Source organism: Lentzea roselyniae (assembly GCF_039537795.1).
GTDB classification, from domain to species: Bacteria; Actinomycetota; Actinomycetes; order Mycobacteriales; family Pseudonocardiaceae; genus Lentzea; species Lentzea atacamensis.
On record NZ_BAABBE010000032.1, the window covers coordinates 38,910 to 51,274 of the forward strand.

Consider the following 12,365-nt stretch of genomic DNA (forward strand, 5'->3'; position numbering starts at 1 on the left):
GGTGCTGCCCCTCCGGAACGGGTGGGCGCCCCCTCTACTCCGCCGAGGGGCCGCTCCCGGCCGCAGTAGGGTTTTCCCCACCCCGCAACCGGCCGAGCGCACGCAGGCCGGCACTCGCGCCCACGAGCAACGTCGCGACCAGCAGCACCCCCGCGAACCACAGCGCCCGGTGCACGGGTGCCGCGTCCGGGGCGATTGCCACGGGTACGTTCAGCTGTTCTGCCGATGACTTCCGGGCAGTGCCAGTGCCAACGGGCACGGACGTCACCGCGGCGACCGGGTCGACGACACCGAAGCCCGTCAACGGATTCGGCACCGCGCCGGCCTGCCGGTCAGCGGTCGTGCGCAGCCGTTCGGCGACGCCCGCGGCGGACAGGTCCGGGTGGTAGTCGCGGACGAGAGCCGCCGCGCCCGCCACGTAGGCCACCGCCAGCTCGGGAGCGCTTCCCCGCCGGTGCCCCTGACCGGCGGGCGCGATGCTCACCAGCGCCTCGGACGGTGCCGCCAGCACCGGATCGGCACCCAGCCTGACGTTTCCCGCCGCCGGGGTGCGGACCAGCGGGGCGACGGCCAGAACTCCGGGCAGTGCCGCCGGAAAGGAGCGCTGCCCCTGTTGTGGTGTCGCGACAGAGGCCACGATCACCACCCCGCGCGCGACCGCGTTGGCGACCTCCGAACGGAGTGCGCCGTCGTCGACGGACGTGGTCAGCCCGACAGCCACGATCGTGGCGCCACCGTCCACCGCGGCGCGGACGCCTTTGGCCAGTCGCGCCGCGTCCACCTGGGCGGGGTTGTCGGTCACCCGCACCGGCAGGACCCGCGCGCCCGGCGCGACACCGGCGAACTTCGTGCCCGCGCGCGGGCGGGCGGCCAGCAGTCCCCCGAGGAACGTGCCGTGGCCGGAGCAGTCGGTGTCGCCGCGGCCGGTACCGAGGTCGGTGCCGGGCAGCACCGCTCCCGCCAGTGCGGGAGCACCAGCGCTCACCCCCGTGTCGACGATCCCGACGAGTTGGCGAGATCCCTCGGTCAGCGGCCAGGCCCGCTCCGGGGCGATCCTCGACTGGGCCCACGACGGCTCGGCGATCACGTTTTCCTCGGCGGGCGCGCAGTTCTGGGCGGCGTGGGCTCCCGCCGGCACCATGACGAGCTGGAGCGCGACGAGCACCGCCACGGCGAACGGCCGGCTCACGACGTCTCCTCGTCCAGCCAGCCGACCTGAAGGCCGATCCCGTCCCGCCGCGTCGTCATGAGTCCGCGACCGGGCGGCAGCTGACGGCCGCGGGTGCCGTTGAGCAACGGCATCTCGTTGGGAGGCATGGAGAACGCCAGCTCGGGCGTGTTCGACTCCTGCAGCCGCCGCACCACCGAGTCCATCGCGGTGCGACTGGAGCCGGCCGCCGCACGGGCGAGGACGACGTGCAACCCGATGTCCCCGGCCTGGGGCAGCAACTCCACCAGCGGATCGAGCGGGCCGCCGAGTCCACCGACGAGCAGGTCGTAGTCGTCGACGAGCACGTAGATGTCCGGGCCGGTCCACCAGTCGCGCCGGCGCAGGCGGGCCGGGGAGATGTCGGAACCGGGCACGCGGGACTTGAGCTCCATCGCCAGCGGTGCGATCACCTCGGCCGCGGCGGCGCTCGACACCGCCGCTGCCCGGCGGTAGGCGTCGGGGATGCTCTCCAGCAACCCCCGGCGCGGATCGACCACCACGATCTGCACCTGTTCCGGCGTGTACATCTTCGGCAACGCCGCCGCGATCAACCGCAGCGTCCCGGTCTTGCCGCTGCCCGTGTCACCCATGATGGTGAGGTGCGGCCGGGCGGTGAAGTCGTGCCACACCGGCTGCAGGTCGAGCTCACCCGCGCCGAGTGCGACCTGCTTGCTCGCGGTCGGTTCCGGCAGTTCGGCGGCGGGCAGCACGGCGGGCAGCATCCGCACGACGGGCGCGGGCTTGCCCGGCCAGCTCTCCGCCACCGCCTGCACCAGGTCGCGGGTGGCGTCGGCGAGACCGTCGACACCCGCGTGGCCGTCGATGCGCGGTGCGGCGCTGAGGAAGTGGAGTTTGTCCGGAGTCAGGCCGCGACCGGGCGCGTGGGGCACCTGGGCCGCCTTGCGCATGTCGATCACCGAGTCGATCGCGTCACCGAGCCGCAGCTCCAGCCGGGTGCCGAGCGAGTCGCGCAGTCCACTGTGGATGTCGGACCAGCGGTTCACGGTCAGCACGATGTGCACGCCGTATGCCAGACCTCGTTGCGCCAGCTGGCGAACAGCCGGGTCGTGCTGCTCGTAGTCGGTGCGCATCGAGCCCCAGCCGTCGATGACGAGAAAGACGTCGCCGTGCTGGTCGTCGGCGAACTCCCCCGCCGCGCGGCGGGCGCGGTAGTCGGCCATGCCCTCCACCGCGTGGTCGCCGAAGAGCTGTTCCCGTTGGGAGAGCACGCCCTGAACCTCGGCGATGGTGCGCGCGATCCGTTCGGCCTGCATGCGACCGGCGACTCCGCCCACGTGCGGCAGTCCTTCGAGTGCCGCCAGCGTGCCACCGCCGAAGTCCAGGCAGTAGAACTGGGTCTCGGCCGGGGTGTGGGTGAGTGCGAGCGCGGTGATCAGCGTGCGAACCATCGTGCTCTTGCCCGACTGCGGACCGCCCGCGATGCCGACGTGGCCGCCCGCACCGGAAAGGTCCACCCGCAGCAGGTCGCGCATCTGCTCGAACGGCTTGTCCACCACACCGACCGGGACGGTAAGCCCGCCTCGTTCGGCCAGGCCGGCCGCGCACAGACCGAGGTCGGGATCCGGTTCGAGCGGCGGCAGGAGCTGGTCCAGCGACGGCGGTGTGGTCAGCGGCGGCAGCCACACCTGGTGCGCGGGCGGACCCTGGCCGAGCAGCTTGTCGACGGCGACGTCCAGCACGGAGTCGCTGGTCTCGACGGAGGTGTCGCGCACCGGTTCCGGTTCGGCGGCGGAGGGCAGCGGCGCACGGGTCACGCCGAACGGCACGACCTGCCTGCGCACCTCCTCCTGGCGTTGCTCGCGGGTGCGGCGGCGGTGCTTGCCCGAGACGTACGCGGCCTTGAACCGCGACAGCGTCGCGACGTCGCTGCGCAGGTAACCGTTGCCCGGCGCGCTGGGCAGCTGGTACGCGTCCGGGACACCGATCACCGAACGGCTCTCCATCGCGGAGAACGTGCGCAGGCCGATCCGGTACGACAGATGGCTCTCCAACTTGTGCATGCGGCCGTCCTCGATGCGCTGACTGGCCAGCAGCAGGTGCACTCCGAGCGAGCGGCCGAGCCTGCCGATCATGACGAACAGCTCGGCGAAGTCCGGGTTGGCGGCGAGGAGCTCGCTGAACTCGTCGACGATGACGAACAGCGTCGGCATCGGATCGAGCGATGTGCCGGACAGCCGGGCCTTCTCGTACTCCAGCAACGAGCTGTAGTTGCCTGCCGCGCGCAGGAGCTCCTGCCTGCGGTTCATCTCCCCGTGCAGCGAGTCCTGCATGCGGGTGACCAGCGGCGCCTCGTCGGCGAGGTTGGTGATGACCGCGGAGGTGTGCGGCAGCCGGTCCAGGCCGAGGAACGTCGCGCCACCCTTGAAGTCCACCAGGACGAAGTTGAGGATCTCCGAGGAGTGCGTCATCGCGAGCCCGAGCACGAGAGTGCGCAGCAGCTCGCTCTTGCCCGATCCGGTCGCGCCGATCAGCAGGCCGTGCGGCCCCATGCCACCCTGCGCGGACTCCTTGATGTCCAGGTCGACCTTGGTGCCGTCCTCCGCGATCCCCAGCGGGATGCGCAGGCGGTCCGCGCCGAACCCGCTGCGCCACAACGTCTTCGGGTCGAACGTGTCCAGGTCGGGGATACCCAGCAGCCGGGGCAGGTCGAAGTCCGCGACCATGGTCTCGACGACCTCGGTGCCACCGCCGAGCCGGTAGGGGGCAACCACTCGAGCGAGGGCGGCCGCCTTGGCCACGCTCAGCTGGTCGGGCACGCACAACGCGGTGCGCGACTCCTGGCCGTTGCGGTCGGTGCGCAGCATGTGGATCTGGTCCAGCTGGACCTCGAGCCGCAGCCTGCCCTTGCCGCCGGTGGCACCGAGCCCGCCGGACACGTCGAGCACGACGACGTTGCGGTACCCGGCACCCGCGAGCCGTGACTCGACCGGTGCCTCGACGCCGTCGAGCACCACCACGACGTACGGTTCCTCGCTGCCCGGCGACGCGCCCGCCTCGAACCGGGCGCGGTCGCTCAGCTCGGCCTCCAGCAGCTCGGTGAGCCCGTCCACGCCGTCCGCCAGCAGCCGCACCTGACCCGCACCGTCCTGTTCGGACGGATGCTGGGCGTGCGGCAGCCACTTCACCCAGTCCCACTGCGGAACCCGGTCGTCGCTCGCGCACACCGCGATGCGCAGGTCCTCGGGTGACTGGAAGGTGACGAGCTGGGCGAGCAGAGATCGCACGAGTCCTCGCACGGCGTCCTCGTCACCGCTGAACCGCACCTGCGCGAACCCGCGCAGGAACAGGGCGGTCGGCTGGTTCGCGACGGTGGTGTAGGCGTTGATGAACCGGCGCAGCGCACGCGCGGACAACGGTTCCAGGTCCGACACCGGCTTCGTGCTCAACGGTGTCATGGTCATGGTCAGCCGCTGCGGGCCGAGCCCGATCCGGACCTCGGCGAAGTCGCCGTGCGCGGCACGCCGCTCCCACAGGCGGTTCGTCATCGCGACAGACCACAGCCCAGCGGGATCCGGGTGCCGCCACGCCAGCGCCGTGCGCTGCCGGTCCGCGACCGACCGCACCTGCTTGCGCGTCTGCCCGAGGTAGCGCAGGTAGTCGCGCCGTTCACCGCGCATGCGCTGACGGCGTTCCGCACCACCGCGTCCGGCCTGGCTGATGACCATCACGACGCCCATCACCGCCATCATGCCCGCGCCGCCCAGCCCCATCGCGGGATTGCTGGGGCCCATCATCATCAGCATCATCACCGCGCCACCGATGGTCATCGGCAGCATCACGAGCGCGGGCCCGAGGCCACCGGCGGCGGTCTCCGGCAGCACCGGTGGTTCCTGCAGCGAGAGCTCACCGCCGGGCATCTCCGGCGGTTGCTCACGCGCCTGCCTGCGGAACAACGTCGTGCTCATGGCGTGGGCTCCTCGGTCTGGTGTCCGCCTCTGCCGCCTACACGCGTGCCGACCCCGCGAAAGGTTCACGGCGCCGGGAACTCGCAGGCCGGAGGGTGAACCGCGCGGGCGTGAACCTTTCTCGGCCGGCCAACCGTGGACGGGACATGGCCCCCGCTCAGACCACGGCGACCGCGGGCTCCGGAGAGATGTGCCGGCTCACGATCTGTGGGCCCACGTCCCGTGTCGAGCTCGCCGTGCCCGCCCACGTTCCGCTCACCGACCTGATGCCGACGTTGCTCGGCCACCTCGACCCCGCGCTCGCCACCAGCGGCCTCGCCCACGGCGGCTGGGCGCTGCAACGCCTCGGTGAGCCGCCGCTGGACGAGGAGGGCGGCACCGCGGCCGCCGGGTTGTACGACGGTGACGTGCTGCACCTGCGGCCCCGTGACGACCTGTTGCCACTGGCGGACTTCGACGACCTCGTGGACGGCGTGCACACCGGACTGTCCAAGCGCGAGGACACCTGGCGGCCCGCGCTCACCCGCCGGACCTGTGTCGCGGCAATGGGAACCTGCGCCGCGGCCGCGGTGCTCATCACCACGCTGGCGACCACCGGGTGGGCGGCCGCGTTCGGCGCCGGTGTGCTCACCCTGCTGCTCCTCGCGGGGGCCGCGGTGGTCAGCAGGGTGGTCGGCGACCAGGAGTCCGCCGCAGTGCTGGCGGGGGTGGCGGTGTTCGCCTCGGCGGTCGCGGGACTCGCGGTGCCGATGGGCGGCGCGACGCCTCAGCACTGGCTCAGCGAACCCGGTGCGCTCGCCGCCGGGGTCGCGCTGGCGGTGGCCGCCGGTGCCGCGCGGTTCCTGCTCACCGAGCGCACCGCGCCGTTCTCCGCACTCGCCGTGGTCGGCACGTTCGTCGCGGGCACCGGGGCGATCGCCGCGTTCAGCGGGCTGGGTTCCGTCGCCGCCGCGTCCATCGCGGTCACGGTCGCGCTCGTGCTGATCAAGCTCGCGCCCTCGGTGGCCACCCGTGCCGCCGGGCTGACCGTCGAAGCGGTGCCGACGACGGCCGAGGAGTTCCAGCAGGGGCTGGATCCGTTGCCCAGCGACGAAGTGCTGACGAAGGCGGCGCGCGCCGACGCGCTGCTCACCTCGTTCCTGGTGGCGCTCGGTGTGGTGACGACCGCCGGGCTCGTGGTGGTGGCGTCGCGGCACGAGTGGGACGCCGCCGCGTTCGTCGTCGCCGTGGCCGGGCTGTTGTTGTTGCACGCCAGGGAACTTTCCGCGGTGTGGCACCGGTTGTCCGCGATCGTGCCCGCAGCCGCCGGTCTCACCACGACGGTGTGCGTGTGGGCCTCGCACCTGCCCGTGGTGTGGTGGTCGCTCGTGCTGGTCGGGTTGCTGGCGGCCGCGTTCGCCGCGCTGGCGGGCGCACACCTGTTGCCCGGCCGCAAACTCGTGCCGCGCTGGGGAAGCTGGGGCGACATCGCGCACTGGGTGTGTGCGCTCGCAGTCATCCCGCTCACCCTGTCTCTGTCCGATGTGTACACGACTGTGATGAACATCTTCGCGTGAACCCTCGTGGCCGCGGGTCGCGTGGAACAGGTGAGACCAGAGAGAGGAGGAACCCATGTACGGTAGGCGGGAACAGGTCCACGCGCACGCGTTCCTGGTCGACCGGCTCGTCGCGGCGGTGCTGCGCACCGACCCCGACTCGGTCGACCGGCCGCTGCGGCGGACGTCCGTCGGCCTGATCTCCGGTCTCGCGGTCGCCGGTGTCGTCATCGCGATCGTGCTCGTGGTCGGACTGCTGACCGGTCGCACGAGCGGGAAGTGGCGCGAGCCGGGCACCCTGGTGGTGAACGGCGACACCGGCAGCCGGTACCTGCTGATCGACGGCAGGTTGCGGCCCGTGCTGAACTTCGCCTCCGCACGGCTGCTGCTCGGTGACGGCATGGCGGTCGCGAAGGTGAAGTCGCGCGACCTTGCGGGAACGCCGCAGGGCACCCCGATCGGCATCCCCGGCGCACCGGACGCGTTGCCGGAGAAGTCCGGGCCGCAGCCGTGGACCGTCTGCGCGGGCACGAAGCAGGACGGTTCTGTGGTCACGTTGAACATCGGTGACGTGCCGGGCGCAACACCCGCCGGTGACCGCGCGGTGCTCGTCCGGGCAGGTGACCAGCCGCACCTGGTGTGGCGCGACCGCCGGTTCCGGGTGGCCGACTCGTGGGCACCGCGGGCGCTGGGGCTCGACTCCGCCTCGGCGGTGAGCGTGACACCCGCGTGGCTCAACGCGTTGCCCGCCGGACCCGACCTCGGCGCGCTCAGGTTCGACCGCGGCGGCCCCGGTCCCGTGGTGGGCGGTCAGCCGACCACGGTGGGTCAGCTCGTGCAGGTGCCGGACGCGGTGGGCGACATCGCCTACGTGGTGACGCGCGACGGCCTGGTGCCCGTCACCGCGACGGTGTCCGCACTGGTCGCCGCCAATCCCGCGGCACAGGACGCGCGGCCGTTGGAGATCACGCCGGCCCAGCTGGCCGGACAGCAGGTGCTGCCCCCTCCGCCGTGGCAGGCCGAGCTACCCTCCTCCCCTCCGACTTCCTTGGACACCAAGGAGAACGCACCTTGTGTGCGCTGGCAGGACGACCGCGCGGCGTTGTTCACCGCGCCGTTGCCGAGCGGCCCAGCTCGCGGCGCCGACCCCGCGGGTGTCACCCGTGACGACCGCGTCGCAGACCGCATCGAGATCGCCCTCGGCGCGGGCCTGCTGGTCCGCACCCGGCCCGCACCCGGTGTCGCCGGGGAAGGCATTTACCTCGTCACCGAATCCGGTGCCAAGTTCCCCGTGGCGAACCCCGACTCCGCCACGGCTCTGGGGCTGTCCCTCGACTCGGCCCAGCCGGTCCCCGCCGACCTGCTGGCGCTGCTCCCGACGGGTCCGGTCCTGAACCGCATCACCTGACCCACCACCTCACACGGAAACCAAGGAGAGATTCGTGGCCGACAACTTCAAGTTCAGCGATGACGACCTCGTCAAGATCATCAGTGGTACGCAGGGCGCCATCGAGCGGATGGGCGCCACCAACGTCCAGGTGTCGGCGGTCGCCATGCAGCTGCCGTTCGTCAACAACTCCGCGGCGGGCCAGAAGCTCGGTGCGGGGCTGCAGGACTGGAACGCCAACTTCGGCAAGGTCGTCAACGGCCTGGACGAGCTCAACAAGAAGGCGCAGGCGCTGCTCGCCGCCAACCGCGCCACCGCCGAGGCCGCCGCGCTCGCCGCCGGTCAGGCCGAGGCCCAGGCCCCGACCAACTTCTGATCTCCCCACTTCCCTACCACGCAAAGGAATTCTCCTCATGACTTCCTCGTTCGACATCAACAACGACGGTGTCATCGACGCCAACGACACCTTGCGCATGCACGTCAACACCGTCGGCCAGATCCTGGAGGAGCTCCAGCGCGTGCTCGCCGGGATCGAGCAGGCCACATCCGGTAAGGCCACGCCGCTGTGGCGCGACCTGCAGACCCAGTGGCAGGGGCACTACGCCCAGATGAGCCAGGGCCTGGCCAGCAAGCACCAAGCGTCGGCCCAGGTGCACGCGACGTTCGTGGAAGGCGACCACACCGGCGCCCGCATCATGATGGGCTGACCGCGCGGGCGTCGGATGTCCACTGCAGACATCCGGCGTCATTCATTGTTGTGCTGCAACCACATCGACATCCGGAGGTGAAACACCAATGCCATCGAACATCACGTTCGACGAAGAGAAGTACAACCAGCTCATCAAGGTGATGGACGACATCGAGGCGAGTCTGCTGCGCAAGGCCACGACGGTCGGCCCGGACGTGCTGGACTCCGAGTTCGCGCTGCAGCCGGGAAGCCAGCAGTGGCAGGCCGCGCAGACCCTGGTCGCGAAGGGCAAGGAGTTCGGCGGGTCCGTCGAGCAGCAGCAGGAGCAGCTGCGCCAGGACATCGTGAAGTTCCGCAACGCGCTCGAAGCGGCGAAGAGCGTCTTCAAGGAGACCGACGACCTCGCCCAGTACGACGTCGCCCGGTTCGTGTCCGAGTACCCGGACTTCAACACCGGTGGCGTCAGCACGACCCCCAAGCTCTGAGCCACTGCCGGGCACCGACCCGGTACCAGGAAAGGGAACACCGTGGCACCGCCCTCCATCCCGGCGACCGGCGACTTCTCCGGCGCGTCGTACGAGCAGATCCTGTTCGCAGTGACCGGTCAGGGCACCGACCTCGACGCGATCCTGAAATCGGCGGAAAGCGGTGGATCCGGCTGGTACCGGTTCGCTTCCAAAGCCAACGAGGGCAACTCGATCTGGTACCGGGCCTGGGACAAGTACTACTTCGGCGCGGACTTCGGGCACGACACGTTCACCCAGTGGGCGAGCGGTGTGGCCGAGATGGAGACCCTGGTGAACACGGTCGCCTCCGGCCGGTCCGGGTTGATGGACGTCCAGCGCATGTGGGACGGCGAGCACCTCGTGGTCAACTACACACACTGGCTCAACGGCACGAACGACATCGTGCAGCGCTGGGCGACCAGCCTGGAGAGCGACGACTCCGCGTTCAAGGGCAAGGCCGCGTACGCGATCGGGCAGAACCTGCGCAGGTTGTCGTTCCGCCTCAACGACCTGCACAGCCAGATCATGGAGGACCGCTCCCCCAACACGGTCGAGGCGCTGAAGAACACGGCCAGCTCGCTGAGCCGCTTCGCCCAGCAGATGACGAACGCCTGGTTCGAGCACGCGGACACGTTGCGCAACGCCGCGGCACAGGCGAACAACGCCATCATCGCCAACATCTTCGACTTCATCGCCGAGGCAGGCCTCAGCAAGGGCAGGGGCAACTACCAGCTGGACCTGGTCGGCAACGACGAGAGCACGCGCGACAACTTCATCAGGACAGCGCTGTCCCGCTACAGCTCGGTCACCTATCCCGGTCAGACCGCGCTGCCAGAAGGGTTCCCGACGCTCGTCGGCGACCTCACCGGTGGCGGTTTCTGGAGTTCCCTCAACAGCTCGCTCAGCAACTACATGCGTGCCGAGATGCTCAAGCTGGCCGTCAAGGCGCGACCGGAGATCGCGGCGCTCAACGAGTCGTACACGGTCAACGGGCGTTCGCTCGGCGATCTCAAGACGAACCAGCCGCCGACCGTCGGTAGCCCCACGCCCGATGGAGGTAAGGGTGGCGGGTCGGATCTGCCACCGCCCCCCGGCGGTGGTTCGGGCGGTGGGACGAACCTGCCGCCGCCTCCCGGCGGTGGCACCGGTGGCGCCAACCTGCCGCCACCTTCCGGCGGTGGCACCGGTGGCGCGAACAACCTCAAGCTCCCCGGTGGTTCCGGCGGAACCGGCGGTGGCGCGCTGCCGCCCCCGCCGGGCGGAGGCACCAGCGGACTCAAGCTGCCGCCGCCTGGCTCGTCCGGTTCCGGTGGCGCGGGTGGTGACGGTCTCAAGCTCCCGCCGCCTCCCGGCGCCGGTTCGCTCGGCAGTGGTGGCGGGGGTGGGAACGGCCTGAAACCGCCACGTCCTCCCGGTCGCGGCGGACTCGACGACGACCCGTTCAGGTCGGGCACCGGCGGTACTGGCGGGACAGGCTTCGTGCCGCCGCCGGGCCTGTGGCTTCCTCCGCCTCCGGGCGGTGGCAAGGGAAACGGAGGCACGTCCCGCGACCGCACCGGCACCGGCGCACTGGACGACTGGCAGACGAAGCTCCCCGACGGTGCGGGTGGGCCGGGAGGCAGCCTCGGCAGCGGGCCCGGTGGGACCGGGTGGAACCCCGACTTCAAGGACAACCTCACGCTGCCGCCTCCTCCCGGCGCCGGCGGGCTGGACAACCTCACCGGCTCGGGCGGCACCGGCGGCACACTGCCGCCCGAGCTGCAGAACGGCGGCATGGGCTTCGGTCCCGGCCCGGACCTGTCCAAGTTGCCGCCGGGCGTCACCGCGGACCAGCTGCCCACGGGCGGCGCGGGACTGCTGGGCAGCGGCGGCGTCGGCGGCAGTGGTCTCGGCGGCGCCGACCTGCCCGGCACGACCGGGCACCTCGGCTCCGGAACGTCCGATCTGGGCTCGTCCTCGGGCCTGGACGGGTCCGGCACCGGCTCCACCGGCGGCTGGAACGGCAACGGCTCCGGCGGCAACTCCGGCACGACCGCGAACCTTTCGGCGGGCGGCTCGCGTGGAGACAACAAGACCAGCATGCCGTTCATGCCGCCGATGGGCGGGATGGGTGCGCCGACCGGCAACAACAACCAGCAGCAGGAGCGGGAGCGCCAGACCTGGCTCTCCGAAGACGAGGAGGTCTGGGGCACCAACAGCGGAGCCGGGGTCGGCGTGATCGGCCTGCTCGACTCCGACGAGGTGTCCGACGACGAACCGGTGGTGCAGAACCACGTCCACCTCCGCTCCGCCGCACCGCGCGGAGCGGCGGCGGAACGGACCGCGAGCCAGGGCACCGAGGCCAGCTCCAGCACGTGACCAGGTACGAGAGAGGAACGACCGCATGTCCGCCCCGTTGCACAACGAGATGGCAGAGGCGCTGGCCCAGCTGCGAGAGCAGCAGAGCCTGATCACCGACGCGGTCGGCAAGCTGAGTTCGACCAGCGCCACCGCCACGAGCGACGACCACATGATCGAGGCGACTGTCGACGCCCAGGGCAAGCTCACCGGTCTGAAGCTGACCGGCAGGCGGTGGCGCGACCTGGCACCGAAGGAACTGGCGGCGAAGCTCGTCGACGTCGTCAACCGCGCCCAGGACGAGGCGGGCCGCAAGAGCTCCGAGCTCGTGTCGGCGTTCCTGCCGCAGGGCATGGACTTCGACAAGCTGCGCACCGCGGGCCCCGACATCGACGCCATGTTCTCGGCCGCGCTCGAGAGCCTGGACGGGAAGGCGGGCCGATGAGCAAGATCAGCGTCGACGTCGAGGGCCTGCTCCGCGGCGGCGTGAACCTGGACCGCATCACGTCGCTGGCGGACTCGATCTCCAGCGACCTGCTCGCAGCGGTCGAGGCGTACCGCTACGCCGGTGGCAGCGGCAACGACGAGATGGGGCAGACGTTCGGTCAGGGCTACCTGCCCGGCGCCCAGCGCGCGATCGAGTTCATCAACCTGCTCCAGCGCGTGGTGCACGAGGCCTCCGAAGCCACGTTGAACACGGGCAAGACGTTCGAGGACGCCAACAACCAGGCCGCCGCGATCGCAGACCAGCAGCAGTAGCACGGAGGTCCGCGAAC

Annotated in this window: 10 protein-coding genes; 8 read left to right on the plus strand and 2 right to left on the minus strand. The window is 71.0% G+C overall.

Annotated elements, in window-relative coordinates:
• Positions 1-34: 34 nt before the first annotated feature.
• Positions 35-1,189, minus strand: a complete 1,155-nt coding sequence (locus tag ABFX45_RS37930; protein WP_346135493.1) for a S8 family serine peptidase — start codon at positions 1,187-1,189, stop codon at positions 35-37.
• Positions 1,186-5,136, minus strand: coding sequence for a type VII secretion protein EccCa (gene eccCa / locus ABFX45_RS37935; protein ID WP_346135495.1), 3,951 nt, complete (start codon positions 5,134-5,136; stop codon positions 1,186-1,188). Before eccCa ends, ABFX45_RS37930 begins: the two co-directional genes overlap by 4 nt.
• Before the next feature lie 146 nt (positions 5,137-5,282).
• On the opposite strand from eccCa, the gene eccD reads away from it, so the two are divergent.
• The 8 genes from eccD (at position 5,283) to ABFX45_RS37975 (ending at position 12,348) form a co-directional block, all read left to right on the plus strand.
• Positions 5,283-6,692: a type VII secretion integral membrane protein EccD gene (eccD, locus tag ABFX45_RS37940; protein WP_346135497.1), complete on the plus strand. Its 1,410-nt coding sequence runs from the start codon at positions 5,283-5,285 to the stop codon at positions 6,690-6,692.
• 55 nt (positions 6,693-6,747) lie between these two features.
• Entirely contained in the window at positions 6,748-8,079 is a 1,332-nt protein-coding gene (gene eccB, locus ABFX45_RS37945) for a type VII secretion protein EccB (protein ID WP_346135499.1), read from the plus strand.
• 34 nt (positions 8,080-8,113) lie between these two features.
• Positions 8,114-8,434 (plus strand): hypothetical protein, encoded by a 321-nt coding sequence (locus tag ABFX45_RS37950; RefSeq protein WP_346135501.1) that lies wholly within the window; start codon positions 8,114-8,116, stop codon positions 8,432-8,434.
• A gap of 37 nt (positions 8,435-8,471) precedes the next feature.
• Positions 8,472-8,765 carry a hypothetical protein gene (locus tag ABFX45_RS37955; RefSeq protein WP_346135503.1) on the plus strand — a complete coding sequence of 98 codons (294 nt, stop codon included), beginning with the start codon at positions 8,472-8,474 and terminating at the stop codon, positions 8,763-8,765.
• Between the two features lie 88 nt (positions 8,766-8,853).
• Positions 8,854-9,231, plus strand: a complete 378-nt coding sequence (locus ABFX45_RS37960; RefSeq protein WP_346135504.1) for a hypothetical protein — start codon at positions 8,854-8,856, stop codon at positions 9,229-9,231.
• Between the two features lie 42 nt (positions 9,232-9,273).
• Positions 9,274-11,610 (plus strand): hypothetical protein, encoded by a 2,337-nt coding sequence (locus tag ABFX45_RS37965; RefSeq protein WP_346135506.1) that lies wholly within the window; start codon positions 9,274-9,276, stop codon positions 11,608-11,610.
• A gap of 25 nt (positions 11,611-11,635) precedes the next feature.
• Positions 11,636-12,034, plus strand: a complete 399-nt coding sequence (locus ABFX45_RS37970; RefSeq protein WP_346135508.1) for a YbaB/EbfC family nucleoid-associated protein — start codon at positions 11,636-11,638, stop codon at positions 12,032-12,034.
• Positions 12,031-12,348, plus strand: a complete 318-nt coding sequence (locus tag ABFX45_RS37975; protein ID WP_346135510.1) for a hypothetical protein — start codon at positions 12,031-12,033, stop codon at positions 12,346-12,348. Before ABFX45_RS37970 ends, ABFX45_RS37975 begins: the two co-directional genes overlap by 4 nt.
• Positions 12,349-12,365: the final 17 nt, after the last annotated feature.

Coding starts and splice junctions, on each gene's coding strand:
- eccCa (WP_346135495.1), bottom strand. CDS start 5,136: ATGAGCACGACGTTGTTCCGCAGGCAGGCGCGTGAGCAACCGCCGGAG.
- eccD (WP_346135497.1), top strand. CDS start 5,283: ATGGCCCCCGCTCAGACCACGGCGACCGCGGGCTCCGGAGAGATGTGC.
- eccB (WP_346135499.1), top strand. CDS start 6,748: ATGTACGGTAGGCGGGAACAGGTCCACGCGCACGCGTTCCTGGTCGAC.
- ABFX45_RS37955 (WP_346135503.1), top strand. CDS start 8,472: ATGACTTCCTCGTTCGACATCAACAACGACGGTGTCATCGACGCCAAC.
- ABFX45_RS37960 (WP_346135504.1), top strand. CDS start 8,854: ATGCCATCGAACATCACGTTCGACGAAGAGAAGTACAACCAGCTCATC.
- ABFX45_RS37970 (WP_346135508.1), top strand. CDS start 11,636: ATGTCCGCCCCGTTGCACAACGAGATGGCAGAGGCGCTGGCCCAGCTG.
- ABFX45_RS37975 (WP_346135510.1), top strand. CDS start 12,031: ATGAGCAAGATCAGCGTCGACGTCGAGGGCCTGCTCCGCGGCGGCGTG.